This is a genomic window from Paenibacillus woosongensis, from assembly GCF_030122845.1.
Lineage (GTDB): Bacteria > Bacillota > Bacilli > Paenibacillales > Paenibacillaceae > Fontibacillus > Fontibacillus woosongensis_A.
Window position 1 is genome coordinate 4260809 of sequence record NZ_CP126084.1, and the last position, 26320, is coordinate 4287128.

Annotated in this window: 27 protein-coding genes; 9 read left to right on the forward strand and 18 right to left on the reverse strand. The window is 51.5% G+C overall.

All coding sequences use genetic code 11. The annotated features are described in order from the left end of the window. Positions 1-12 precede the first annotated feature (12 nt). Together QNH46_RS19490 and QNH46_RS19495 are read right to left on the reverse strand one after the other, a co-directional pair. Entirely contained in the window at positions 13-888 is an 876-nt protein-coding gene (locus QNH46_RS19490; RefSeq protein ID WP_283925688.1) for a carbohydrate ABC transporter permease, read from the reverse strand. A 72-nt stretch (positions 889-960) separates the two neighbouring features. Continuing rightward, positions 961-2274 carry an extracellular solute-binding protein gene (locus QNH46_RS19495; protein WP_283925689.1) on the reverse strand — a complete coding sequence of 438 codons (1314 nt, stop codon included), beginning with the start codon at positions 2272-2274 and terminating at the stop codon, positions 961-963. Between the two features lie 181 nt (positions 2275-2455). Between QNH46_RS19495 and QNH46_RS19500 the strand changes: the two genes are divergently transcribed. The 3 genes from QNH46_RS19500 to QNH46_RS19510 all read left to right on the forward strand — a co-directional run bounded on the left by QNH46_RS19500 (position 2456) and on the right by QNH46_RS19510 (position 4222). Next, complete coding sequence (locus QNH46_RS19500; protein WP_283925690.1) at positions 2456-2794, forward strand: L,D-transpeptidase; 339 nt, start codon at positions 2456-2458, stop codon at positions 2792-2794. A gap of 192 nt (positions 2795-2986) precedes the next feature. Then, positions 2987-3748, forward strand: a complete 762-nt coding sequence (locus tag QNH46_RS19505; RefSeq protein ID WP_283928506.1) for a threonine/serine exporter family protein — start codon at positions 2987-2989, stop codon at positions 3746-3748. 24 nt (positions 3749-3772) lie between these two features. Then, on the forward strand, positions 3773-4222 hold the full coding sequence (locus QNH46_RS19510) for a threonine/serine exporter family protein (protein WP_283925691.1): 450 nt from the start codon (positions 3773-3775) through the stop codon (positions 4220-4222). A 738-nt stretch (positions 4223-4960) separates the two neighbouring features. On the opposite strand, the gene QNH46_RS19515 is transcribed toward QNH46_RS19510, so the two are convergent. Next, positions 4961-5134 (reverse strand): hypothetical protein, encoded by a 174-nt coding sequence (locus QNH46_RS19515; protein ID WP_196427170.1) that lies wholly within the window; start codon positions 5132-5134, stop codon positions 4961-4963. Between the two features lie 358 nt (positions 5135-5492). Here QNH46_RS19515 and QNH46_RS19520 point away from each other — a divergent pair, with 358 nt between their 5' ends. The 3 genes from QNH46_RS19520 to QNH46_RS19530 all read left to right on the forward strand — a co-directional run bounded on the left by QNH46_RS19520 (position 5493) and on the right by QNH46_RS19530 (position 7759). Continuing rightward, positions 5493-6152, forward strand: coding sequence for a LemA family protein (locus QNH46_RS19520; protein WP_283925692.1), 660 nt, complete (start codon positions 5493-5495; stop codon positions 6150-6152). Then, the gene (locus QNH46_RS19525; protein WP_283925693.1) at positions 6149-6955 is read left to right on the forward strand and encodes a TPM domain-containing protein; all 807 of its coding nucleotides are present in this window, start codon (positions 6149-6151) and stop codon (positions 6953-6955) included. Before QNH46_RS19520 ends, QNH46_RS19525 begins: the two co-directional genes overlap by 4 nt. Before the next feature lie 75 nt (positions 6956-7030). Beyond that, positions 7031-7759, forward strand: coding sequence for an HAD family hydrolase (locus QNH46_RS19530; RefSeq protein ID WP_283925694.1), 729 nt, complete (start codon positions 7031-7033; stop codon positions 7757-7759). Between the two features lie 455 nt (positions 7760-8214). Here QNH46_RS19530 and QNH46_RS19535 read toward each other — a convergent pair whose 3' ends face one another. The 10 genes from QNH46_RS19535 to QNH46_RS19580 all read right to left on the reverse strand — a co-directional run bounded on the left by QNH46_RS19535 (position 8215) and on the right by QNH46_RS19580 (position 17180). Further along, positions 8215-8379: a hypothetical protein gene (locus tag QNH46_RS19535; protein ID WP_283925695.1), complete on the reverse strand. Its 165-nt coding sequence runs from the start codon at positions 8377-8379 to the stop codon at positions 8215-8217. 69 nt (positions 8380-8448) lie between these two features. Further along, positions 8449-9204, reverse strand: a complete 756-nt coding sequence (locus QNH46_RS19540; RefSeq protein WP_283925696.1) for a hypothetical protein — start codon at positions 9202-9204, stop codon at positions 8449-8451. Between the two features lie 104 nt (positions 9205-9308). Continuing rightward, positions 9309-9689 carry a hypothetical protein gene (locus tag QNH46_RS19545; RefSeq protein WP_283925697.1) on the reverse strand — a complete coding sequence of 127 codons (381 nt, stop codon included), beginning with the start codon at positions 9687-9689 and terminating at the stop codon, positions 9309-9311. Positions 9690-9753: 64 nt separating this feature from the next. Then, entirely contained in the window at positions 9754-9972 is a 219-nt protein-coding gene (locus tag QNH46_RS24455) for a DUF2207 domain-containing protein (RefSeq protein WP_430691950.1), read from the reverse strand. Positions 9973-10024: 52 nt separating this feature from the next. Beyond that, positions 10025-10297, reverse strand: a complete 273-nt coding sequence (locus QNH46_RS19555) for a DUF2207 domain-containing protein (RefSeq protein ID WP_283925699.1) — start codon at positions 10295-10297, stop codon at positions 10025-10027. Positions 10298-10427: 130 nt separating this feature from the next. Further along, a complete protein-coding gene (locus tag QNH46_RS19560; protein ID WP_283925700.1) occupies positions 10428-11777 on the reverse strand; it encodes a GH1 family beta-glucosidase in 1350 nt (449 codons plus the stop codon). A 158-nt stretch (positions 11778-11935) separates the two neighbouring features. Beyond that, positions 11936-13936, reverse strand: a complete 2001-nt coding sequence (locus QNH46_RS19565; protein WP_283925701.1) for a beta-galactosidase — start codon at positions 13934-13936, stop codon at positions 11936-11938. Positions 13937-14109: 173 nt separating this feature from the next. Next, positions 14110-15408, reverse strand: coding sequence for an ABC transporter substrate-binding protein (locus QNH46_RS19570; protein WP_430691951.1), 1299 nt, complete (start codon positions 15406-15408; stop codon positions 14110-14112). A 60-nt stretch (positions 15409-15468) separates the two neighbouring features. After that, the gene (locus QNH46_RS19575) at positions 15469-16299 is read right to left on the reverse strand and encodes a carbohydrate ABC transporter permease (RefSeq protein WP_213593295.1); all 831 of its coding nucleotides are present in this window, start codon (positions 16297-16299) and stop codon (positions 15469-15471) included. Continuing rightward, entirely contained in the window at positions 16299-17180 is an 882-nt protein-coding gene (locus QNH46_RS19580; protein ID WP_283925703.1) for a carbohydrate ABC transporter permease, read from the reverse strand. Before QNH46_RS19580 ends, QNH46_RS19575 begins: the two co-directional genes overlap by 1 nt. 122 nt (positions 17181-17302) lie before the next feature. Between QNH46_RS19580 and QNH46_RS19585 the strand changes: the two genes are divergently transcribed. Further along, entirely contained in the window at positions 17303-19105 is a 1803-nt protein-coding gene (locus tag QNH46_RS19585; protein ID WP_283925704.1) for a sensor histidine kinase, read from the forward strand. 6 nt (positions 19106-19111) lie between these two features. Beyond that, positions 19112-20743 carry a response regulator transcription factor gene (locus QNH46_RS19590; protein WP_283925705.1) on the forward strand — a complete coding sequence of 544 codons (1632 nt, stop codon included), beginning with the start codon at positions 19112-19114 and terminating at the stop codon, positions 20741-20743. 654 nt (positions 20744-21397) lie between these two features. Here the strand turns inward: QNH46_RS19590 and QNH46_RS19595 are convergent. The 5 genes from QNH46_RS19595 to QNH46_RS19615 all read right to left on the reverse strand — a co-directional run bounded on the left by QNH46_RS19595 (position 21398) and on the right by QNH46_RS19615 (position 25227). After that, the gene (locus QNH46_RS19595) at positions 21398-22144 is read right to left on the reverse strand and encodes an amino acid ABC transporter ATP-binding protein (protein ID WP_283925706.1); all 747 of its coding nucleotides are present in this window, start codon (positions 22142-22144) and stop codon (positions 21398-21400) included. Between the two features lie 15 nt (positions 22145-22159). Continuing rightward, positions 22160-22819, reverse strand: coding sequence for an amino acid ABC transporter permease (locus QNH46_RS19600; RefSeq protein ID WP_283925707.1), 660 nt, complete (start codon positions 22817-22819; stop codon positions 22160-22162). Between the two features lie 77 nt (positions 22820-22896). Continuing rightward, entirely contained in the window at positions 22897-23691 is a 795-nt protein-coding gene (locus QNH46_RS19605) for an amino acid ABC transporter substrate-binding protein (RefSeq protein WP_283925708.1), read from the reverse strand. Positions 23692-23833: 142 nt separating this feature from the next. Continuing rightward, a complete protein-coding gene (locus QNH46_RS19610) occupies positions 23834-24382 on the reverse strand; it encodes a mismatch-specific DNA-glycosylase (RefSeq protein WP_283925709.1) in 549 nt (182 codons plus the stop codon). A gap of 74 nt (positions 24383-24456) precedes the next feature. Further along, positions 24457-25227 (reverse strand): YwaF family protein, encoded by a 771-nt coding sequence (locus tag QNH46_RS19615; RefSeq protein ID WP_283925710.1) that lies wholly within the window; start codon positions 25225-25227, stop codon positions 24457-24459. Positions 25228-25453: 226 nt separating this feature from the next. Between QNH46_RS19615 and QNH46_RS19620 the strand changes: the two genes are divergently transcribed. Beyond that, entirely contained in the window at positions 25454-26239 is a 786-nt protein-coding gene (locus QNH46_RS19620) for an IclR family transcriptional regulator (protein WP_283925711.1), read from the forward strand. Positions 26240-26320 lie beyond the last annotated feature (81 nt).

Below are 26320 nucleotides of genomic sequence, written 5' to 3' on the forward strand. Positions count from 1 at the left end.
CTCTCCCCCTCCTTATTTTTTGCCTCTTCTGCTGGTCAGCCACTGGCTCGTGCCGATGAGCAGCAGACTTATCACGACGATTGTCGTCGATATGGCACTCCCGAATCCGTAACGATAGGAGGTAAAGGTAGAGTTGTACATGTAGGTAGCCAGCAGCTCTGTCGCGTGGGCTGGGCCGCCTTTGGTCATGATATATACGAGGTCGAACGACTTCAAGCTGCCGGAGATGCACAGAATAATCGCCACCTGAATCGTTCCCCAAATCATGGGAATGGAAATACTGACGAGTTTTCTGAGACCAGAGGCTCCGTCAATCTTGGCAGCATCATGCACTTCCCCCGGAATATTTTGCAATGCGGAAATGAAGATGATAAGATACAGCCCCACGAAGCTCCAAATCAACGGCGGAAGGAGCGAATAAATCGCGATTTTATTGTCCGACAGCCACTGCAGCTTCCAGCTCTCCAGCCCTAACGATTCCAGCAAAAAATTAAGAATGCCGATTTGCGGGTGGTAGATGTACTGCCAGATCATCCCGATAACAACGGTGGATAACACCATAGGCAGGAAAATAGCGGAGCGTAAAAATCGCTGAATCATATTGCTCTTATGCAGCAGAACTGCAAGCACGAGAGCGATCGGCACCTGACCGAATACAGCGGCGAGCACGAAAATGAAATTGTTTTTGAGCGACCGCCAGAAGACGGGGTCTTGCAAAATTTCGACATAGTTCTTAACCCCGATGAACTTCGCCTCTCCGATCCCCGACCAGTTGAAAAAACCGTAGTACGCCGACCAGATCACGGGCACGAACACAAACAGGGCATAGATCAGTAATGCGGGCAGAAGCGCAAAAACGATAAAATTCCGGTGACTTCTTATATTCATTGCGAGTATCACTTCCTTAAGGGTAAATATGAGCCCTCCTTGGATAGGAGGGCCGATACATCGTCTATTCGTTTATTTGCCGAGTGCGCCTGCTTGGGCATCTTGAATTTTCTTCGCGATATCCTCAGGGTTGCCGCCCATCAGCAGCTCCTGCAGTCCATTGTTGATCACTTCAACCGCAGCGGAGCTCAGCTTGGAGTCATATACCGGGTGAATCTTCACGTTCTTCATCAGCTCATGCAGTTCTACGAACAGCGGATGAGCTTTGCTCGTATCCAGCTCGATGTTGTAGCTGACCAGCGTGCTGCTGTCCAGCGTCGCTTTTTGTCCCTCTGGGCCACCCAAAGCGTAGAACAATTCCAGTGCGGCGTCTTTCTTAGCACCAGTCAATTTCTTGCTGACGCCAAGGCCTGTGCCTACGACGCCCGATGTCGAATTCGGCTCGCCTTTGCCGCCTTCGATTGCTGGCAGGATCGTGATATGGGTATGATCAAGCACTTCCTTCGGCGTATTGTTGACGAGGTTGCCCAGCGCCCAGCCGCCGTTAATGAACATCGCCGATTTGCCTTGAGAATACAGCTGCATCATTTGCGTCTCATCGATACTGTTGAACCCTTCCTGGAATGCGCCGATGTTGCCGAGATTCTGCAGTACCTTCAGAGCTTCGATAAATTCAGGATCAGTAAACTTGGCGCCGTCTTGTTCAACGGCCTTGAGGAACCATTCTGTCCCAGTGACACGGTCAGCAATTGCACTGAAGATGGTGGACTGTGCTACCCAGTTCGCTTTGTTGCCCAGCGCAATCGGGATGACGCCCTTCTCGTTGAATTGCTGGATCGCCGTTTCCAATTCAGCCCATGTCGTCGGAACCTTCACGCCATGCTCGTCAAAAATAGCCTGGTTGTAGTAAATGAATGAGGTTGGCGCCAGGTTCATCGGCACGGCATAAATCCCGCCGTCTACTGTAAAGCCGTCAAGCGCGTTTGGAATGAAATTGTCCTTCCACTCTGGCTTGCTGTCGATGAATTCATTGATCGGCTGCAGCAAATCACCCTTTACGAATTCCTTCGTCATCGCATCCGGCCACATGACGAACAGGTCAGGCATTTCATTCGCGGCCGCTACTGTTCTGAGCCGCGTCTTCAAGCCGTCTGTCGGAAGCCCTTCGTCCTCCAGTTCGATCTCAGGATGAGCTGCTCTGAAATCCTCCAGCAGTTGTCTCATCGTGACGGCTTTGGCATCCTGACCAGTCCAGTTATGCCAGATGGTCAGCTTCACTTTCTCCGGCGCAGCCTGCCCGTTATTGGCTGCATTATTCGCTCCACAGCCTGCCAGTACCATCGCTAGAATGGATACTAATGCTGCAAATTTAAAAATTCTCTTCATTTCATGACCTCCCTTATTTGTATAATCCCATTGTAGTGTCAGCGTTTTCAGTTCGTAAGGGGATAATTATAAGCTGTAGGGTAGAATATGATCAGGTCGTCGGACATTTGGACCTGGGCCGGAATATACATATTCTGTGTTTCGTTGAATCCATCATACATCCGAGCAGGAGGAATGATATATGCCCAATTACCGGATCATCGTAGATTTATCGGAACGGCAGCTGCACTTGCTTGACGGAGATACCGTCGTAAGAACTTTTCCCGTGGGAATCGGCAAAATGCTTACCCAGACTCCAACCGGGGATTATGTCATCATTAATAAACAGCCTAATCCCGGCGGGCCGTTCGGAGCGTTCTGGATGGGATTGTCCAAACCCCACTATGGCATTCATGGGACTAACGATCCTTCTTCGATTGGCCACGAAGTGTCCCATGGCTGCATACGTATGTATAATCAGGACGTGCTGGCCCTGTCGAAGCTTGTGCCTGTAGGAACGAGAGTGACGATTCGGCCATAATAGCGTGGGAAGTGCTGATGCAATGCCACTGTAAGACGAATCACCGCCCGCTCAAGGCAATCATGATATAATGGACGCAGTATGAACCAGGGGTGAATACACATGGATAACGCGGATGGACGTGAAAATCTTAAAGCGGCTGGCAGAGCGGAGAGCTCTTTCGGGATGGAGTCTTTAGAGACACCTGGCTATATGGTTGCAGGCGCCGCCGGACAAGGCCATATCGACCCTGCGGAACTTTGTCTTCTGGCCGGCAAAATGATGCTGCAAAGCGGAGCGGAGACGTACAGGGTCGAGGATACGATGACCCGTATGGCTGAGGCAATGAGTCTGGGAGGCTCCCACAGCTATGTCACCCCTACGGTAATCATGTTCCAGCCAGGCAGCTCGCTGCCAGCCAAGCTGATTCGCATCGTCGAACGGACGACTGATTTAGCGAAAATCGCTGCGGTCAACGACGTATCGCGCAAGCTGGCAAGCAAAGACATGACGCCAGCCGATGCCCGTGCCCGTCTGACGGATATTGAACGAAGCGGAAACCAGTACCCCATCTGGCTGCAGATCGTCACGGCAGCCGCCGCCAGCGGCTGTTTTACATATATGTTCCAGGGAAGCATGGCCGACATCCTGCCCGGCGTCTTATGCGGCGGAGCCGGCTTTGCCATGTTTCTTGCGCTGCAGCGACTGGTCAAGGTCAAATTTTTTGCGGAGTTCTCCGCGTCTTTTGTAATCGGGTTATTGGCCGTTTTGTTCGTTAAGCTTGGATTTGGGCAAGTGCTGGACAAGATTGTGATTGGCTCCGTCATGCCGCTCGTACCCGGGCTGCTGATCACCAACGCCGTCCGCGATTTAATGGCCGGACATTTGGTCTCTGGCCTGTCCAGAGGGGCCGAAGCTTTCCTGACCGCCTTTGCCATCGGCGTGGGAATTGCCGTTGTCGTCACATTTTTCTAACCGGAAGGAAGGTTTGATCATAGGATGGTATCGCCGCAATGGATATCGCTCAGTCTCCATCTTATAACGAGCTTCATCGCTTCCGCTGCCTTTGGCATTCTGTTTAATGCCCCGAAAAGGATGCTCCTGCAATGCGGGCTTGCCGGAATGATGGGCTGGATCGCCTATGTCCTGCTGTCCCCGCGTCTTGATGCCGTCTTCGCCACTGTCGTGGCGACCTTCATTGTCGGGGGCATTAGCCAAACGCTAGCCAGGCTGTACAAGAAGCCGGTCATCCTCTTCAGCGTCTCTGGAATCATACCGCTTGTTCCCGGGGGGCTGGCCTACGATGCCATGCGACAGTTCGTCGTGAGCGAATATAACCTGGCTGTCCAGCTTGCCGCCAAGGCATTTCTGATCTCGGGCTCCATCGCCATCGGACTCGTATTGTCCGAAGTGCTGAATCAAATGGTGCTTAAGCTATCCAGAAGGTAGCATTACCGGCACTGCAGAGGCCATGTAATCGGACCGGGCCCGCTTCGTGCACTCAGGGAGCAGCGCGCACCCAGCGTCATCATGAAGCGCAATACTCATCCTGCTGGAAACTTTGCTTGCTGAGCCATACCGTAAAAATACAGCTTTAGGGTCAGTTTGGACATTTTCAGCTGGATTGCTGTATTTACCCCTTACGGTGCCTTCATTGAACTGGAATGTTTCTCTCCAATAAACTACGGATTTATGACTAGATGGTCAGGATCAGGTGGTAAGTATCTGATGGTCAGAAATCAGGTAAGGTTACTAGTTGTAAGTAACTAGTTGTATTTCACACAGTTAGTTCATCGGTTTTGACCCTGTTAGAGGGAACTAACTGCAAAACCTACATTTAGATTTAAGCTATTTCGGGAATTCGCTCCATTCAGGCAAACTAACTGCATGTATTACATTTAGCGCATGTTTTTTTGATAAAAGAGCTCAACTAGCTATATAAAATACACTTAGTTTTAATTTCCCAATAGGTGGTTTCTGGAAGGCAAAGAAACATATACGAGGGTACAGGTTGCTTGCCCAGTGTCTTTCCACGGGCTGCTTCCAAGATACGGATCGCCCCTCCCCTCCGTCCTCCGCTTGCAAGCATCCTTTCAATGATCCCTGCTCAAAACAATAGAGGATATGCACCTGGTGCATATCCTCTACCGTCGTCATAACTTCCCATAATCGTATCCAATTCAATGATTACAATGATTTGCCGCTTAGCTCGAATTCCGTCTGATGCAGCTCTTTAATCATCCGCCGGAGGAAATGACTCTCTTGATCTTTCAATCCATATTGGTTCTCCTTGACGAGCATCTCACCTACCTGTCTCTTCAACAGCTCATTACGGCGCTCCAACACTTCATCATAAGCCAAGTTCAAGTCAACTCCTCGATATTATTTGAAAAACATCTCTAATTATAGAATGTAAGGACCCGAAGTGAAACCGCGGAGAGTCCGTATCCTCCTAGGTGATAGGGTATGTCGCTAACGCTCATGAACCCGGCACCTGGCGCTCGTAAACATCCTCCCGAATGCTCTCGCATCGTCCATATTCCTCCCATTTCATGTAAACCGCCATGGTTATCGATGGCAATTGGCGCGCCAAATCCAGCTCTGAGTCTGATCCATGATGTTGTCTAGAGCGAATTTGTAAAACCCTGTTTAGTTTTTAGAAATAAAGCAAAGGGTATAAAGATAAGTAATAGCGACATGAACAGGAGGAATATAGCCAATGAATTTAAAGGGAAAGGGCTGTCTGATTCCCATCATTATTATTGCGGCGGTTGTCATTATCGGCATTGCCTTGTTCGCGGGAAATTACAATAAGTTCATGACCTCTGAAGAAACGGTCAACCAGCAATGGAGCAAAATCGACGTGCAATTGCAGCGGAGATACGATCTTATTCCCAATCTTGTGAACACCGTCAAAGGTTATGCCAAGCATGAGAAGGAAGTCATTAAAGAGGTTACCGATGCGAGGGCCGCGCTGGGCGGAGCACGCACACCCGACGAGCTGGCCGCGGCCGATCAACAGCTTCAGGGCGCGCTCAGCCGGCTGCTGGTCATCGTTGAGAACTATCCAACGCTGAAGGCCGATGCCCAATTCACCCAACTGATGGACGAACTGGCCGGAACGGAGAATCGGATTGCCGTCGCCCGCACCGATTACAACAATGCGGTCGCGGACTATAACAAACTGATCCGGCGTTTCCCCGGTGTTGTTATCGCACGGATGATGGGATTCGATGAGAAGCGGTACTTCGAGACGACACCGGAATCCAGAACGAATCCGGAGGTCGATTTCGGCACGGATGAGACTTCGCAGATTCCTGCGCTGCCGGGAACCGGCTCTCAGCATCTCAGGTTGCAGCCAAAAGGGGAATGGGCATGAGCCCATCGGCCTGCCGGCAACGAATCATCCGCAGCTTGTTCCCGCTTCTCATCCTGACTATATTCATATTTGCGGCCTCCTCCCCCAGCGTCTCCGCTGTTCCGAAGATTCCGAAACCTCAAGGGGATATTTATGTACAGGATTTCGAGCAGCTTCTAACGCCCGAGCAGTCTCGATATCTCCTCTCTCTCGGCAGGGCGCTCGAAGACCGCACGAAGGCGCAAATCGCCGTACTGACCGTGCCTTCCTTGGGCGATGAGCCCATCGAGGAGTATGCGCTCCAGGCGCTGCGAACTTATCAGCTTGGCGATGTTAAGCTGAATAACGGCGTCCTGCTGCTCGTCTCCTTAGGCGACAACCAGCCTGGCAACCGACAGGTCCGTATCGAGGTCGGCTATGGCCTGGAGGGCGCGCTGCCCGATGGCAAAACCGGGCGGATTCTCGACCAGGTCACGATTCCATATATCGAAAATCAGCAGCCCGGACAAGGCATCGTCGAAACGTACAAAGTCCTGTATAACGAAGTCGCCAAGGAATACGGCGTAGACCAGGAACTGAACCCTCAGGAAGTAGCCCTGCTGGACTCAGCCGCTTCTGCGGAGGGCGGCGGCCTGTCCCCGTTATGGGTCATTCTCATCGTGGCGTTCATTATCATCGACATCGTGTTCTTCCGCGGAACATTCACCATGCTCCTTCTGTCCATCCTTGGCCGGGGCGGAGGGTTCCGCGGCGGCGGAGGCGGGGGATTCCGCGGCGGTGGCGGAGGTTCCTCCGGCGGGGGCGGAGCCAGCAGAAGATTTTAATCCCAGTTCTCTTCTGGTAGGAGGTATAATAGTAACTAATACGAATGATCAACTACAAGGGAGAGAACTGCTTTCATGATATCTATTTCGCGGCAGCGGGCTGTATTCTTCGATCTCGACGACACGTTGTACGATCATCTCATTCCTTTTCGCGCTGCGCTGATTAACATTCTGTCGACGCCGGAGGATTTTCCGTACGAACAAGCCTACCACCGGATGCGTTACTTCAGCGACGCTCTGTCCGCAGAGCTTGGAGGAACGCCAACGCATGGCGAGGAGCTGCACCAAATGCGGCGGCAGCGCTTCCGGCTCTCCTTGTCTGAATTCGGCCTTTCGCTTACACCGGAGCAAGCGCAGGCTGTCCAGGACGAGTACCTCAGCCTGCAATATGCAATCAGGCTGTTCGACGGGGTGGAAGAGCTGATCCTGGAGCTGAAGGCCAGAAACTTCGTGGTCGGCGTTATAACGAACGGTCCGCCCGATCATCAAATGAACAAGGTCAGAGCCTTGAACCTGACAAGGCTAATCCCGGAGGAACTGATTTATGTCTCGGGAGCCGTTGGTTTCACTAAACCGGACGTGCGCCTCTTCCGGCACGTGACCGATCAGCTCGGCCTGGCTCCCGAGCATTGCTGCTATATCGGCGACTCCTGGCGCAACGACGTTGTCGGCGCGCTCGATGCGGGCTGGAAGGTGCTGTGGTTCAACCACCGCAGCGTTCAGCCGGAATCGGATCATCAGCCGCATCATCAAGTAGCTGGTTATCCGGACATCGCTAAGGTGCTGCTGTCAGATTACGTATAAACAACCTTATCAACAGAAATGGGGCGCCCAGCAGTCTGTTTTCAATGACTTTCTGGACAGCCCCTTTTTCATGGCCCTGTCTTGGCATTATGAACGGACCGAGGTTCCGCTATTCGGCGAAAATACCTGCAAAATCGAAATTAACGGACATAGGGTTCTCTATATCGCTAACATGGAGCGAAAATGAGATGATTGACTCCCAATAAAGGCTTCTCTGTCCGTTAGCAGATGTAAAAAAGGAGTATCACCACAATAGCTGATCTCATGTCCGTTAGCAGCTCCTAAGCCCCTGAGCGTCGCGCAATTACTCAGCCTTCGGTACATCAAACCTCACGGCAACAGGGTTACCCGGCTTTTCAGCATTCAGATACACGATACCACGACTGCACCATGCTACTTGCCCTTAATTACTCAGCTATAGAGCACCAGAGCTTCCAAACTCCTAAGCCCCGCAGTTACTCAATTACTCCTCTTATTAATGAAGACGCTGTCGAACGGAAGGGCCTAAGCAAGAAGCTTTTCACGATTCCGCCCTCGTTCTGCAAATCGCGTACCAGCTCGCGATTGCCGGCTTGGCTGAGGACGGGGCTGCGGCCGGTCATCTTCCACTGGCAGCGCATAGCACATATGCTAGCTGACGAGATAACCGCCTTAAATAAACAGGTCTTTCTTATGTCGCCATCGCTTTCCTAAAAAGCTCCGGTTCCCCCCGCCGTCCCTTCCTCCGCCGCCTCCATCGCCGGAGAAGCTGCTGCTCCCGGAGGAAGAATCCGGAGGCATATAGGCCATCCCTTCTGGGAATAGACCAGGCCCTCCACCGCAGACTGGCTGATCCGCGCCGTGACAGATTGCAATGCTTCGCCGCCGGAGCGGCGCTTCATCGCCTTTAGGAGCTGTGGCCCCGCATCCAGCACGAGCGCGAATTCAGCGAGTCTGAGACCGGATTCCGTATCGTAGCGATGAGCCTCTTTCGAATACCACTTTCCCCGTTTTAGCCGCCTGCGCCAAGAAAGAAAACCAGCGTGAAGCTTCCAGCCCTCCAGCGTCAAAGGATAGGGGCGCAGAGTGAGCGAGAGTATAAATGTAATGACGATCAGCACGGCATACGTGCCTGTGGCAGAGCTGTCGTGCAGAAATCCCGCCGCTGCGAAGCAGCCGAAGTAATACAATCCAGAAAGCCATCTCTTCTTCGGATAGGCAAGCGCAAATCCGGCCAGCGTTCCAAGAATCAGAACCGCCCAGATGATACTTGAGGACTTCGAGACATCGATGACAAACAGGGCAAGGATCGTCAGGAAATGAATAAGGATCATAGCCGGCTTCATGGTCCGCTGGAACCGATTCGGGTAAACATACGCATGATAATCCTCCCTGTGATCCAGCAGCACCCGCCATTGGTTAAAATCGGCGTGAAGGCGTTCGGACAGGCGCCGATACCGCTTCAACTCGTTGGCATCCTTCTTCTCCTTCCGCGTAGGGCCGGTAAACCGCTCGGTCTCCAGCTTTTTGCCATAGAAGAACTTATCCAGGAAAAACCTCTCCGTTTCGTTTAAGGCCGAGCGCCTTCCGTGAAGACGAACTCCGGCAGGATGTCAGGCGCCTTCTTGTCTTCCAGCAGCCGCCCTTTACGGTAAATATATACCGCCAGCAGCGGATCGATCTCCTCCAGCTTACCGGGAGCTATTCTGCTTCGCAGCAGCCATCCCGCAACCCTTCGGAAAGGTAAAATTTGCAGCCCCAGCAGTAGAAGGGCTCCATATGCTAGCAGCTTCAGCACAGCGTCAGCGATGGCCAAATGCTCCGTCCGTTTGGCTAACCGCAGTTCCCGCTCCCGTTCCTCGGCAATAGCCGTGTCGAGCGGAAGCGTCCCCGAGCGTGCCGCCTGTTCGCTGATCCACTCTGCCGGAAACAGCACTCTTAAGCGCGCCATCCCATACTGATCAAGCAGCGCATTAGAGTACGAAGATAAGATACCTCGCCTTTTCCACCAGAAATCAACGAAACCTGGCGGCCCAACCGGTCATGTAGGAAGTGCGCTCCTCATCAAGCGGCTTTCCAAGCTGCAGATCGATCGTCACGTTATGGATGTCATCATTGTTGTTCTTGAAGAAGCTCCGCGCCAATTCGCCTGTATCCGTATAGCGGACAGCAGCCCCCTTGATCCGGTAACGGTAATAGACCCGCTTCGTCTCATCCGCGGAAGGCGCATGTATAAAGTAAGTATCGTTATCTTTATTGAAATCTACAGCAAGCCGCTGCTAATCGTCATATGTAAAAGTCTTTGAAATGCTGTCCCTCAGACGGAATATATGCTTCAAAAAACTCGATCCCCTCATGCCCTTTGGGATCAACATACCGCGTCATGCCGTTCCAGCTGCCCTCGAACCGGTAGGTGAACAGCTCTTGGACGAACAGATCGCCGTCCGGCATAATCTTCGCCAGCACATCTACGTGCTCCATCGTATACTTCTTGCTTCCCCCGCAGCCTGCCAGCGTCACGATGAACAGAGCCAGCAGGAGCCACAACCATCTCCTCATGATGTGACCTCGATTGTAAAATCTTCAAACTATTATAAACCAATTCATTTTAAAATAAATCAGACAAACAGCCCGCCCCTTCATACCAAGGGCGGGCTTGCTCAGAGATTTTATGAATTTTTCGTCTAATTTAACGGCTCTCCAGCTCAAGCCAGTTTTTGCGGATCAGCTTCTGGTACCAGTAATAGCTCTCTTTCGGTGTGCGCACCTGTGTTCTGTAATCGACATGGATTAAGCCGAAGCGGCAGGAATATCCGAACGCCCATTCGAAATTGTCCATCAGCGACCAGGTGAGATACCCTTTCAAATTCACGCCGGATTCGATCGCACGGCCCAGCTCGGCAATATGGCTCTCCAGGAATTTGATACGGCGGATGTCGTTGACTTTCCCATTCACTACTTCGTCATTATAGCAGGCGCCATTCTCGGTAATGTAAATCGGGATCGGCCCGAACTGCTCGGTCAGCCAGCTCAAGGTTAGATACAGGCCTTCCGGGAAAATGAACCAGCCCTTATCTGATTTATCGTAGCCGAGATCGACATGCTCCAGGTCCAGGTAGTTGTTGCCTTCCTTATGGCGCACAATATTGCCGCCGTAGAAGTTCAGGCCGAGGAAATCTATTTTTTGCGAAATGATTTCCATGTCCCCCGGCTCTATGACGGGCTCCGCGCCCTTGGTCTTGATCCAAGCGGCCATTTCCTCCGGGTATTTGCCTGTAAATACTGGAGTTACAAACCAGGTGTAAATGGAAAATGCCCGGTAAGCTGCGTCGATATCCTCCTGTTTGCGGGAGAATGGCTCATACCAGTAAATATCCGGCGCATAACCGATCTCGCCCGCTGTCCCGAGCTCGCGGAACTTCGCTACCGTCTTGCCATGCGCGACCAGCAAGTGGTGCCCGACTTGGATCGCGGACTGCCAATTCATAATGCATGGCGCATGTCTGCCGAGCAAATGACCGTTAATTGCGGTGCACCAAGGCTCATTAAAGGTCATCCAATGCTTGATGAGGCCGTCGAACTCGCGGAACATCGTTTCGGCGAACATGACGAAGGCGTCGATCGTTTCCCGGTTCTCCCAGCCGCCCTTCTCCTGCAGCGCCTGCGGCAGCTCCCAGTGGTACAGCGTGCAGAACGGCTCGATTCCGTTCTCGAGCAGCTTGTTCACCATGCGCTTGTAATGCTCGATGCCCTGGCGGTTCACCTCGCCGAAGCCATTGGGATAAATACGCGGCCACGATACTGAGAAACGATAGGCCTTAACGCCAAGCTCTTTCATAAGCTGGATGTCTTCCTCGTAGCGGTTATAGCTGTCGCAGGCGATACTTGCGTCATCGCCTTGATAGATTTTGCCTGGCGTTGCCGCCATGACGTCCCAGATGCTCGGGCCGCGCCCGTCCTTATCCAAGGAGCCTTCAATTTGATAAGCCGAGGTGGATACGCCCCAGACGAAGTTTTCCGGAAATTGTATGATGGTCACCGTGAATTCCCCCTGCCAAGTTAATAGATTTAAATTTTGTATTTAAAATATATTGCTGCTTCTTCGATCATATATCGATCAGTCTGTAACTTATACTAGATAAACCCCAAGCCGCCGTAAAGGCGAATAAATCAAGATTCAGGTATGATTCTCTTCAGCTAATGCGGCAGTTCCAAAATATCGATGCCGTAAGGCTCCATACTTAGCGTTTTCTGTCGTTTCTTGCCGTAGAGGACGCTGTGATATGACGCCGGCAATGTCACTTGATGCGGCTGACGGCTCAGGTTCAGCACGAACAGATAAGCTGCGGATTTCCCGCTGCGCATCGCGATTTGCACACCCTCCGGCAAACCTGGGAACATCAGCATGCCATGCGCCTTTGCTTCCTTTTCGAACAGTTCCAGCAAATAAGCTTCTTCTAAATGCGTACCCAGATAATACACGCGCCCCCCGCCGAAGGAATTCACCGTTGCAGCCGGCACGCCGCTATAGAAATCCTCGTCATACCAGGCGATCGCTTCCGCGCCATGCAGACTTAGAATATCGCACCACTGCGAGCAGGAGAAAGCGCGCCCTTCGCTATTAATAACCCGGTGCATATCCAGCCCGATCGGATCGTACTCCTCCACTCGGACTCCTGTGCAGTTCGCGAGCAATCCGGGCAGCGGCAGTATGACCGCTTGATTGTTCATATGCTTAACACCCGAGCGGCTTGTAATGATCACTGTTCCACCTGCGGCGGCAAAACGCTCCAGCGCAGCCGCTGACTTCTCGCTCAGCAGATAGAAGCTAGGGGCAATCACGATTTTATAGCCGTCCAAAGGCTGGGTCCATTCGATGACATCGCAGCCGATCCCCAGCTTCGTCAGTGCCCGGTGATAATCCTTCACGTTCTCATAATAATCCATGCCTTCGGCCTGAGGCTGGATGCGGAGCGCTTCAAGCTGCTCATGAGACAACAGGATTGCCGCTTCATGCTGTGGAGCGGTGCCCTGCAGCTTGCCGGATAAGGCGTTGACCTCTCCGCAAAGCTCGGCAAACTCGGAGAACCTCCGCCCGGGAACATTGCTGGGATCGATGAGACCGTGCCAGAACTGCTCTGCCCCCATGGCCGCCGTGCGCCACCGGAAATGCACGACCGTGTCGGCGCCTTTGGCAATCGCCTGCCAGGAGAATGCCCGGATAAATCCCGGATACGGCGCCCGCCATGTCGGAAACCAGCAGCCCGGCGAACCGCTCAGCTGCTCCATGATCCAGAAATTCCGCCGCTTGATCCCGCGGGTGACATCCAGAGCCAGCGCTCCGCTGTACGGCCCGGTCGACTGCTTGTCCGGCGCGGTGTTCGGATAATAATCGAAGGAAGCGAAGTCCAGATCGGTGCCGGTCTGATACAGATTCAGCCTCTGCGGATACGTATGAAAATTGTGAGTCACGAAATGGCCTGGGCAGTTCCTGCGAATAATATCCGTCTGACTCCGCTGGAATTCCTCTATCGAATCCCACTGAAACCGGGCAAAGTCCAGCAGATAGGACGGGTTCTGGTGCCTGGAGCCTCCGTATGGCACGCTAACCTGCGACCAGTCGCTGTATTCTCCGCTCCAGACGACCGTACCCCATTCGCGGTTAACCGCTTCGAGCGTGCCGTATTTCCGCTTGACCCATTCCCGGAATTTATCATTGCAGGCATCGCAATGGCAATCGATCACCCAGTACTCGTTATCCGTCTGCCAGCCAATAACCGCCGGATGACGGCCATAACGCTGTGTCATCTCTTCAATGATCCGCGAGCCATAGACTCGAAGCGATTTGCTGTTATAGCAGCGGTGGCCCCGGACGCCCGGATAAGTCATGCTCCCGTCCGCATTTCTTGGCAGGACATCCGGCCTCAGTTCGGTCAGCCAGCGGGGCGGCGTATTGGTCGGCGTACAAAGAACAACGCGGATATCGTATTTATGGAACAGATCAATCGCCTGATCAAGCCATTCGAATTGGTAGACCCCCGAGCCGCTCTCCATCCGGCTCCAGGCGAACTCTGCCAGCCGGACGACCCGCACGCCCGTCACCTTCATGAGCTGCACATCCTGCTCCCACAGAGACCGATCCCAATGCTCCGGATAATAAACGACGCCCACTTGCACGTGATTCGCATACTTATTCATGGCAATGACTCCTTTGACCCTGAATTGATCGTAAATTGATCGTGAGTTGGTCTTGATTTGAGCGCGGCCTAAGCAAATAGGCTGCTCCTTCGCTCATCCTTATCGACAAGTCTCAGAAGCAGCCTATTTCACTTTCCTATCATCTGCCTGTATACTAGCTCATCAGGCTCGTATTATTTCAATTTATCCCAAGCCGCCTGCATGTTCTCCGTCCAGGTCTTGATGTCGCTCTTTCCGGCGATGAATTGCTGGATCACGCTGCCGAACTCTTGGGCTACGCCATCCGGGTATTTACCGGCCTGGTGCAGAATGATTTTATCTTCTTCGATATAGTTCCACAGATCTGCCGCGATCGCGCCCATATCCTCTGGCGTCGATTGGATACTCTTCATCGTCGGGATAAATTTGAACTTCTTCACGATATATTCTTTACCGATGTCAGAGGTCACGAGCCAGTTCAAGAAAACTTTCGCTTCTTCTTTGGCATCGGAATCCTTGTTAACTACCAGGTTCACAGGCACCCCGATCGTTACTTTGCCCGTTTGCTCCGCGTTATCGCTCACCGGCATCGGCAGAACGCCAATGTTCATGTTCGGAGTAATTCCGTCGATCATCGTTTGCGCCCAGTTGCCTTCTTGCATCATCGCTGCTTCGCCATTGGCGAACATGGTCACTTGTGTATTATAGTCTGTAGTCAGCGGGTTCTTGTTGCCGTAGTCTACCGTAAGCTGCATCAGGCGTGCCCAATTCTCGAACTTCTCATTGCCTACGATAGAAGCTGTGCCTTGGTTAAGTCCATTAATGAAGCCATCGATATCGTCTTGGTTCGCGAAAGCCACGCTGATGCCTTGGCTGCCGACGAGCCACCATTCCTGATAAGCGTTAGCAAACGGCGTAATGCCCGCCGCTTTCAATTTCTTAGCTGCATCCTCAAGCTCGGTATACGTTCTTGGCGGAACAGTAATCCCGACTTGCTGGAACAAATCTTTGTTATAGATATAGCCAAAACCTTCGAGAGCCAGCGGCATGCCGTAAACTTTGCCATCCTTCGTAATCGGCTCGGCAGCTAGCGGAACCAGATCCTGTACCCATGGCTGGTCAGACAAATCCTCAACCTTGTCCTGCCACATATCCAGTTTCGAATAACCGTTGTTGGAGAAAATATCCGGAGCGTCGCCGGAAGCGAATTTCGTCTTCAGGGCCGCATCATAGTCAGCGCCGCCGCCAACTGTCTGGATGTCCAGTTTGATGTTTGGATACTCTTTTTCAAATTCTACCTTCAGCTCATTGAGTCCTTCTACGATTTCCGTTTTAAATTGGAAAATGGTAACCGTTTTTTGCTCCTGCTTGCCGCTGCCTCCGCTGCTGCTGGCACTGCCATTGTTAGCAGGACTGTTGCTGCTTCCGCCACAAGCCGACAGAATGACGGACAAAATCATAAGCGCGGATAGTAAGACAACGTATTTTTTCATCTTCATTGCCATGTTCCCCCTTGATCTAGACTTAATAAGTATTTGGAACAGGGGAGCCGTCTAACCTTTGACGGATCCCGCTGCAATTCCCTCAACGATGTAGCGCTGAAGCATTAAGAAGAAAGCGATAATCGGCGTAATTCCCAGCACGAGCGCCGGCAGCGCGATGTCCCATTGCTTGGTATACTCCCCGAAGAAGGAGAAGGTAGCCAGCGGGATCGTCCGCATATGCGGCCGCTGCAGGATCAGCGACGGAAGGAGATAGTCGTTCCAGATCCACAAGCAGTTCAGGACAACGACCGTCATAATCATTGGCCGCAGCATCGGCAATACCATTCGAAAAAATACGCCTATAGAAGTACAGCCATCTACCGTTGCAGCTTCCTCGATTTCCAGGGGAATCGATTTGACGAACCCATGGAACAGGAATAGCGACATCGGAGCTCCCAGCCCGAGATAAGTGATGATCAGACCCAGCTTGCTATTATTGACGCCCAATTCATTCACGATTCTCATGAGCGGAATCATGATCGATTGGAACGGGATAACCATCGCGGCGATGAACAGAAAGAACAACAGACGATTGAACAAGGTGTTGGCCCGAACCATGCGATAAGCGCCCATGGCGCTTAACAAAGCCAGAATGACTACGCTGATCACGGTGATGACCAATGAATTCGTAAACGCTTGGGGAAACCGCGTCAGCTCCCATGCTTTCGTAAAGTTGCTCCATTGAAACGCCGTCGGCCAGCTGGCCGAGTTCGACATAATCTCGCCAAACGTCTTGACGGAGTTGACGAGCAGGAAATAGAACGGCGACAAGAAGAGCAGAGCAACGATAACCATGATAATCTCCGTTGCGAACAGGCGACCGGAATATCTTTTTTGCATTATGCCTCGACCTCCTTCTTCTTCGTCAGCGCCACCTGAACGATCGTAATAATCGCGACGATCACGAAGAACAGCATGGCCTTCGCCGTACCCAGACCGTACCGGTTATTCTGGAAGGCTTCCGCATAAACGTTCATGGCGACCGATTCGGTGGATTTAAATGGTCCGCCTTTGGTCAGCGAGAGGTTAAGGTCGAACATTTTAAACGCCCAGGAAATCGCCAGGAACAAACAAATCGTAACGGCAGGCATGATGAGCGGAACAATGATGCTGCGCAGCATCTGCCAGCGATTGGCCCCATCGATTTCCGCGGCCTCCATAATCTCGGTCGGCACATTCGTCAGCGAGGAAATGTAGACGACCATGAGGTAACCCGCGGTTTGCCATATGAACACAATCGTAATGCCCCAGAAGCCGGTAACGGAATCTCCCAGCCACGGAAGGCCGAAGAACGACCAGCCCGTAACGTCATACATTGTGCTAAAGCCTTTGATAAAAATAAACTGCCAAATAAATCCGAGCAGCAAACCGCCGATGACGTTAGGCATGAAAAATATCGTTCGCAAAATATTGCGCAGCTTCAACGCCTTTGTCAAAAAATAAGCGAGGAAAAATCCGACAACGTTCGTTAAGACGATACCGACCAAGGTGAATCTGGTAGTAAACCAGAACGATGACCAGAAATCAGGATCATTCGTAAATATCGTTTTGAAATTGGCCAAGCCTACCCAATTGACTGTTCCCGCCACGCCATTCCAGTCTGTCAGCGAGTAATACATGCCGAGGAAGAACGGAATAACCATGATGACTGTGAAGAACAGCAGGACCGGTCCTACAAAAAACAACTGCAGCCCCCATCCCGACAATCTTCTCTTACTCATGGCGCAGCCCCCTTTCTTTATACCGAAAAACTAGTGTATTGTCATTATGACTTGAATTGGCTACGATAAACACCGACAGAGGTGAACACTCAGGTGCAATTTATTGATCGGGGGAAAAAATATTGAAGTGGAACAGCATACGCGCTAAACTGATCATTTTTCTACTCCTGGCTACCGTCATACCGATCGTGACCACGATGTTTGTTACTTATTCCTATACGGCCCATTCACTCAGAACAAGGGTCGCTGAAGAAGATACGAAGCTGCTGTACCAAGGCGGAAGGCATATCGTTAATTTGGTGGAGGATTTGAACCGCAGCTCTTCCAATGTATTCTCCATCTCCAATCAGCTCAAGGCCGGGTACGAGGATGTGCAGAGCGATTCCCGCGTTTACGCCGTGTTATCCAATATCGCGACGTCCGTACCGGATATTTTCCAGGTGTATTTGTACGAGAACGGTAACCGCAAAGCAACGCTGGTGACGCTCAACACCCCGCAGCGCAATTACAACACCGACGTTTATACCGATGTGCTGACCGAAGACCGTCCTACCGTATGGGTGCAAACAAGCCATATGAGCCATACTTACGGACTTAAGGCTTTGCAGCCGCGCTACCCTTCGCGGCCGGTATTTACGCTTCATCGAAGAATCGAAAATGTACCCTCAAGCGAGGTGATCGGATATTTATCTATCGACGTCAGCTTGACGGCGTTGACCGACATCGTCGACCAACTGTATAACAAGGAACGAGAGAAAATTTTCATCGTTGACGAAAATGGGGATTTAATCTATACCGATGAGCAGAGCATGCTCGGCGAGCCGCTGCAGGAGAGCTGGTATTCGGAGGTGATCTCCGCCTCGGGCCGAACGAGCGGAAATTTCGAGCAGGACGGCAGCTTGTTCATCTACAACCGGATGGCGGGAAAAGGCATGAACTGGACGATCGTAAAACAGATCCCCGTGTCTTATTTGGTCCGGGAAGCGAATCATGCCGCAGGGATCAACCTGCTGCTGCTCGCTGTTTCATTAATAGTCATTGCCGCGGCGACCATCATCATCTCGGTGCGTATCACCGCTCCGATCAAGCAGCTCGGCAAATATATGAACCAGATCCAATCCGGTAACTTGAATGTGGATATTCAGCCGGCCAGCAATGATGAGATCGGCGCCGTCATGCTACGTTTCCGCAGTATGATGGACACGCTCAACAACCTGATTTTGCGCGAATACAAGCTGGAGCTGGCCAACAAAACGAATCAATTGCGGGCAATGCAGGCGCAGATTAACCCTCATTTCCTGAACAATACGCTGCAAATTATCGGCACGCTGGCGCTGGAACTGAAGATGCCGCGAATCTATGCGCTGCTGTCGGCCCTTGCGAAGATGATGCACTACAGCATGCATTTCGAGGATAAAAACGTAACCCTGCGGGAGGAGCTGGAACATGTCAAAGCCTATATCGAACTGCAGAAGGAACGTTTTGAAAGCCGCTTTCAGTTCCAATATGATGTGGATGATTCGCTGCTTGATCTTCCCATGCCGAAAATGATTCTGCAGCCGGTTATCGAGAACTATTTTAAACACGGTCTAGACCGTACGGCTTCGGACGGGGAACTGACGCTGGCCGCAAGGAGGCTGGGCGAAGGTCAGGTCGAGATCGTCGTTCGGAACAATGGAGCGCAAATTCCGGAAGGCAGACTGCAGCAGCTGCAGCAGAAGCTGAGCGATTTATCGGCCGACAGAATCCATCATCCCGTGGATGAGGGCGATGAGGCAAGCCGCCCTTCAATTGGTCTAGCCAACGTTCTGGCCCGGCTGCAGCTTGTCAATCGAGACAGCGCCGCCCTGACGATCAGCAATCTTGATCCGGTCGGTGTACAAATTACCCTGATTATTCCTGATCAGAACAGAAGCGGAGCGTGATAAAAGATGAGAGCACTAATTGTTGACGATGAAGCCAGAGTCCGTAAAGCTGTCCGTCTTCTCGTGGATTGGGATGCCCACGGCATCGATGAAATTATGGAAGCGGGGAGCGGCAACGAAGCGATGGAGCTCATCCGCGAGTCCAAGCCCGGACTCGTTATCATGGATATGATGATGGCCTCCGGTCACGGCATGGAGCTGATGGAATGGATCAGCGAATTTGCCGGCAGCATTAAATTCATCGTCGTCAGCGGGCATAATGATTTCGATTTCGTCCGCAACACCGTCCGCCACGGCGGAATCGACTATATCCTTAAACCGATTGACGCGGAAGCCATCAATGCCGCGGTTCATAAGGCGGTGACGGAATGGCGCGAAGAGGAACGGGAACGGATCGATATGCAGCGGCAAAATATCCAGTTGAATGAATTCAAACCGGTTTACGGGGAGAAACTGCTCTCCTCTCTCATTGATGACCAAAACGCCGCGGAGGCTTCCATTCGCCGTCTGCGCAATGAGGGCGCCGTTCCGATGGAGGCCGATACCGTGCAGCTAGCGCTGCTGCAGCTGGATGCCAGCGACGCGCTGCTCATCCAGCGGTTCGGCAATGACAGCGAATTGATGCATTTTGCCATCATTAATATTTGCAATGAGTTCCTGGCCAAGGAGCGCACCGGTATCGCCTTTAAATATTGGGGGGCTCCTTGGGAAATCATTATTCTGACCTGGGAGCCAGCTGGCGACATCCAGAAGCTGATTTCCCGCATCAACGAAGGATTGCTCCATACTTTGCAGCGGAGAATGCATTTTGGGATCGGCCCGGCCGGCCTGCTCCCGGACAGCCTTCCGGCGCAATATGCTGAAGCTAAATCGGCGCTGGCCAGGCGGAACCTGCTGCGGAGCGATGCCTATGTGCATTCGCTAGGAGCAGGAAGCGAGGACCCGGCGGAAAGGCACGGCCAGTTCACCTTCAGCTCGGTTAGAGAGGAATGGAAGATGGCTGTCCTAAGCGGAAACGACGGGCAAATTTCCGCCGCCGCCCAGAAATGGACCGGTGAGCTTGGCCGAATCGGAGTCGTTACGCCAGAGCAGCTTCAGCACTGGACATCCGCCGCCATCCAGTTTCGCGCCCAGCTTCTGCGGGAGACATTGGGCGATGCCGCCGGGAATGCCCTGGCTGCGCTGGAGCAGAGCGACCGGCAGAATCAGCCTCCCTTCCCGGGCAGTTATGCTTTTACGCTGTACGCCTGGCGGGACTGGTCTTATGGCCTAATGACCGAGCTGGCCCGGGCAATCAACGAACGGCAAGCCAAAGATAAGCGGACGATCGACGACATCGTCAAATACGTCGAGCAGCATTACATGGACGACTTGTCCCTGCTTGACATTGCCAGCGCTTTTTTTGTCAGCCGGGAGTATATTTCACGCAAGTTCAAACAGGAGTTCGGCATTAATTTCTCCGACTATCTGGCCACTTACCGGATCGCTAAAGCGAAGCAGCTCATGCACAACCCCCATTTGAAAATTGTGCAGGTTGCCGAGATGGTCGGCTTTCGCGATGTTAAGTATTTCAGCAAAGTGTTTAAGAAGCAGGAAGGCTTGACTCCGAAGGATTATCGAAGCAAGCTGGAGGTCTAAGGCGAGCCAGTACGTGCAATAATATTTTCCTGCATCAATTTGAGGGAAATGTAATGTAAACTCGGGGGAAAATATTATAAAGCGAACCACGCAGCAAAGAAGATTCATAATTTCGAAGAAACGGGAAACTTTCTAATAGAAGGCTGCTTCGGACGCATGAGCTTCTGGTCGCCTTATGAGCGGATTCACGCCTCTTTTATGAACCTTTATCATCCAAACATCTGAGAGCTACGGTGGTCGCAGGAACAGTTTATATAGATGGATTTATAGTAGTTATTTTCTGCGATAAAGAAGAAAATGTAGATTTAAATGGATTTCATGTCGTTAGGAGAAGGAAACTCTCAATCATGGCCCAGATTCTTGATTTTAGGTGCCTAAAATCCATCTATTTATTGAACATATTCGTTTAAAAGCATAATTAGATACATGAACTCCATTTAGTGTACCCAGCTTAGTAAACACACCTTAGTGTATGCTCTTAGTGTAGATATAAATATAGAATGCCTGCCTTCAGCTTTACCAGCAGCTTTGCAGGAATAAGTCAAATTGATTTATAGGCTTTGCCTTTACTGTACGCGTACACAAAGAGGGCTGTTCCCAGGTCATGCAACCATGACTTAGGAACAGCCCTCTAATACAATTTCGTCGATTAAATCAAGCTAGTACCCGGTTCAGGAACGCCTGCGTCCGCTCATGCTGCGGATTTCCGAAAATTTGCTCCGGCGTGCCGGACTCGATGATTTCGCCGTCGGCCATGAACAGGACGCGGTCGGCCACCTCCCGGGCAAAGCCCATTTCATGCGTCACGACGATCATCGTGATCTGCTCTCCGGCCAAACGCTTCATAACCTGCAGCACTTCCCCCGTCAGCTCGGGGTCAAGGGCCGAAGTCGGCTCGTCGAACAGCAGGATCTCCGGGTTCATCATCAGAGCGCGGGCGATGGCTACCCGCTGCTTCTGGCCTCCAGAGAGACTGGACGGGTAGACGTCCGCCTTATCGGCCAAGCCGACCTTGTCGAGCAGCTCCAGGCTCATCCGGGATACTTCTGCTGCCGACATTCCCTTAACCAGCTTCGGCGACAGCTCCAGATTTCCCTTCACTGTCAAATGCGGAAACAGGTTGAAATGCTGGAACACCATGCCCATACGTGAGGTAATCGCCTTGATCTGCTGGGCATTGGAATATGCCCCGTCGCGAACGAGATATTGATCACCGATCCGGATACTGCCGCCGTTCGCCTCTTCCAAATGAACCAGGCTGCGCAGCATCGTCGACTTTCCTGAGCCGGAGGGGCCGATGACGGCTACGACTTCGCTTGGATTCACGCTGAAGGAGATGTTTTTGAGCACCTCAAGCTGGCCGAACACTTTTTTCAAATTGTTAATTTCAATGATTGCCATAGCTAGACAGTCCTTTTACTCGAATTTGAACTTTCGCTCAAGGTTCTTGAACAACACGGTAAGCAATAAAATCATGAGCAAGTAAACAACCCCCGCAACGATGAACGGAACGATGGTGAAATCGCGGTTCACCGCCGTATAGGCGAAGTGTAGCAATTCGGGAACGGATACCGCATAGAGCAAGGCTGTATCCTTGACGAGCGTAATCGATTCATTGGATACCGCAGGCAGTGCCACCCGGAACATTTGCGGCATAATAATCCGCGTTAATGTCTGCCAGCGGCTCAATCCCAGCACCTGGGCGGCTTCGTATTGCCCTTTATCCACAGCAAGCAGGCCTCCGCGGAAAATCTCCGCGAAATAAGCGGCGTAGTTGAGAATAAAAGCAAGCCCAGCCGCCGCAAAACGGTCCAGCACGAGATATTCGCCAATAACCGGGAGCATCGGCAGACCGAAGCAGAAGAACAACAGCTGCAGCAAGAGCGGCGTTCCACGCATGACGTAAACATAACCGTGAGCCAGCCAGCTAACCGGCTTCACACGGCTGTTCATCATTAACGTAACAAGGAAGCCCAGCGGAATCGAGAGCAGGATAACCAGCAAAAACAGCAAAATCGTCGTTTTGGCCCCCTGCAGCATCGGTATCGTGATGTCCCATAGGTAACTTATACTCATATCATTCGTCTCCCCAAAAACAAAAACCGGATAACTAGCGATCCGGTTATCGTATGATGACTTTTCTCAATCCAACGTTATTTCAAAACCTTGTCTTCGCCAAACCATTTCGTCGAAATTTCAGCGGCTTTGCCGTTGGCGTTCAGCGTATCGATCGCTTGCTGCAGCTTCTCCAGCAAGGCTTCGTTGCCTTTCTTGACGCCTATGCCATATTGTTCTGGAGCAAGGGTCTCCTCAACCAGTCTAAAAGTTCCCTCATCCTTGGACATGTAGTATCTGGCCACAACTTCGTCAATGATTACCGCATCAAGGCGCTTTGTCTTCAAATCCGTAAGAGCCAGCACGTTATCCGCGAACTCGGTAACACTCTTCACTTCGGAGTGGATCGGATTGGCATTCAGCGCGTCCGCCGCCGAGGACAAAGATTGCAGACCTACATTCTTTCCAGCCAAATCCTTGATGGAATGAATATCAGAATCTGCTAGCGTGATAATGATCTGGCTGTTCTCCAAATAAGGCTTCGTGAACAGGACTTTGCCTTTGCGCTCCTCGGTGATCGTATAGCCGTTCCAGATCAGATCGATCCGCCCGCTGTTCAGCTCGGATTCCTTCGCTTTCCAGTCAATGGGCTGGAAGGTGACTTCCATGCCCATTTCTTCGCCAACAGCCTTCGCAAAATCAATGTCAAAGCCGACCAGTTCGTTCTTCTCGTCCCGGAATCCCATCGGCGCGAATTTATCGTCTACTCCGATAACCAGCTTGCTCTCACCTTTGGCTCCGCTGCTACTGCTGCTGGTACCGGCACACCCTGCTAACGTAACCATCAATATCGATATAATTACCCCTAGTATAACCCATCTATTTCTCTTCATGTTGACCCTCCCCATCTATTCCGTACAACCGAAACGCTTTAGTTCGTTAATACGTTATCAAGGTTATATCATAACATATCACCCTGAAAGAGTCGAGGGAAATGATAGTCTGTCATAAATTTCCATAGTAGAAGTTTTCTTGTTATTCGGGGGTTGAAATACCGGTAACAAACGCATTCAGCTTCTTATATATATCCACGATTTCAGACATCGGCATTCGTACCAGGCCGCTGGAGGAAGGGGCAACGAATTCATGAATTCCTTCCACGACGGGATTCTCCTGAAATCCCCACTCCACTTGGGATTTACAGCTGTATTCTGTATAGACTCCCTTGCCGACGAAGCACGCCACGTTCGGACGGTATTTCTCCAGCTTCGCCCGCAATATTTTCCGGCCCTCCGCATATTCTTCCCGGGTAATATCCTCCGCTCCTCTCGTCGGACGGGCCACTATGTTCGTGAAACCGTATCCGATCTTTAACAGTTCGCCGTCCTCTGAGGCCTGATACAGCCTTGGCGTTAGACCGGAGCTATGCAGAATGCGCCAGAAGTTGTTGCGCGGATTGGCGTAATGGTGGCCAACCTGACCGGAACGGATGCTGGGATTGAAGCCGATGAACACGATGCTTAACCCGAAATCCAAATGATCCGCAATTTCCTTCAGCTCTGTGGATTCATTTCCTTCGCGCATGACTTCAGCCTCCTTCTTTGGTTGATTGTCTATAGTTCATACAAGCCTCTTGCTGTCCCTGCCACATATTCTGATTAATCAGACATGGCCTCTCCCCTGTCCTTAGGCTGCCCAGTTACTCTTCTAAGCCATTCTGGAATCCAGAAGAACAACGCATACATCACTATAAACATCGTGAGGGCAATGATCTCCTCCGCTAGCAGGTAATAAGGGTAAGGCCCGAACAGGTCTAGAATGGATGGCGTGCTCGGCTTGCTGCGCAGGAACATGTAATTCGCGTCAATCGCAACATTGAGGGTACCGACCGCCAATGCCAGTACATTGAGAAACAGCATAGCCCAGCCGATGGACCTCCACGTTGGCCTGTATTGCTCGATCCATGTCATATAGAGAGAAGCAAGAATGATCGCTCCGTGCGCAATAAAAAAATGAAAAAAACGAAAATGTGGATAACCGAAATCGAGGCTAGGCGTTAGCCAGGCTTGCAGCGCCCCGCCAATGCCGGCGAAGAACAAAATCTGATACAGCAGCCGGCTTCCGGTCAGCAGCATCACGATCGACAGCAGCAGCGACACGCTGCACAGCTCAAGCGGCAGGGTATCCTTAATATCCCATTGTCCTGCGAGCACATACCACAGGTTCAGGGCAATCTCGGTCAATACCAGCACGCCAAGCAACCCGTAGCGTATGACTTTCACCGCCAGCACGCTGGAACGAATTCGGCCCCTGCACGCAAACAGCGCGACAATCAGCAATAGGAGCAGCCCTAAGACTACCCAATGCGATGGGGAATACACCGCGAAATCTGGGGTAGCCTCGACTCGAAAAAAACCGGACACATCCATCAACATTTTCCTTTCCTTCATTTTTCAGGTGTTTGATGTTAATGTCTATAATATGAACCGGAACAATTGACCGGTCAAGTGTATATCCAAGGATTTTTCTATTAGGTATTTTCCGCTGCGAGAGTGTAATTGCAATTATATCAAAGTCCTATTGACATTGTCGGATAAAGCCCCGAACATAGTGATTAGAGGAAAAAATTACTGGTTTATATCGTTGGAGGTTATAGTGTTGAACGAGAAAAATCCCCGCCTGATTCAATCCGTGAAACGGGCGCTTGATATTGTGAATTGCTTCGATTCGCTGCATACCCAGCTGTCGCTCACCGAAATCAGCGAGAAGCTGAATTTGAACATAAGTACCGTGTACGGTCTTATCAATACGTTATGTGCATACTCCTATATCGATAAAAATCCGAACAACGGCAAATACCGGCTCGGCCTCGAGTTTCTATTAAAGGCCAATTTGGTGTCGCAGAGCCTCGATCTCAAAGAGATTGGCCATCCGTATCTTACCGAACTGACCAAGAAATTTCACGAGACTTCCCATCTTTACGTCTATCAACATGGTCAGATTTTCTGCGTAGACAAGGTGGAATCACCGAATAACTATTTCATCATTAGCTCGCGGGCAGGCAGCAAGCTGCCGATGCACGCCTCCGCTTCGGGTAAAATATTCTTAGCCCATATGCCGGAGCTCGAGCTGCAAAGCTTTTTGCAAAATTACAAATTAACCAGACTGACCGAGAAGACAATAACCGATAAAAAGAAGCTCCTGAATAACCTGCAGCAAATCCGGGAGCAGGGGTACAGCATAGAGGACGAGGAAATTGAGGCGGGGGCCTACAGCATCGCCGCACCCGTAAAGGATGCCGCCGGACAAACGGTTGGCACGATCAGCATCATCGGCTCGCTGTCCCGAATCAAAGAGAACGAAAAGCAAGTTCTCGCGGAGTTGTTGGCAGCAGCGAGAGCGATCTCCAGCCAGTTCGGCTACCCGGTCAAACCCGTTTAAAGCGAAGTAAGGCTCATCTTTGCGCTATTGACGCTGGTCGTTACCATCGTTGTAGCGCTTATTAGCCAAAACGCAAAGAAA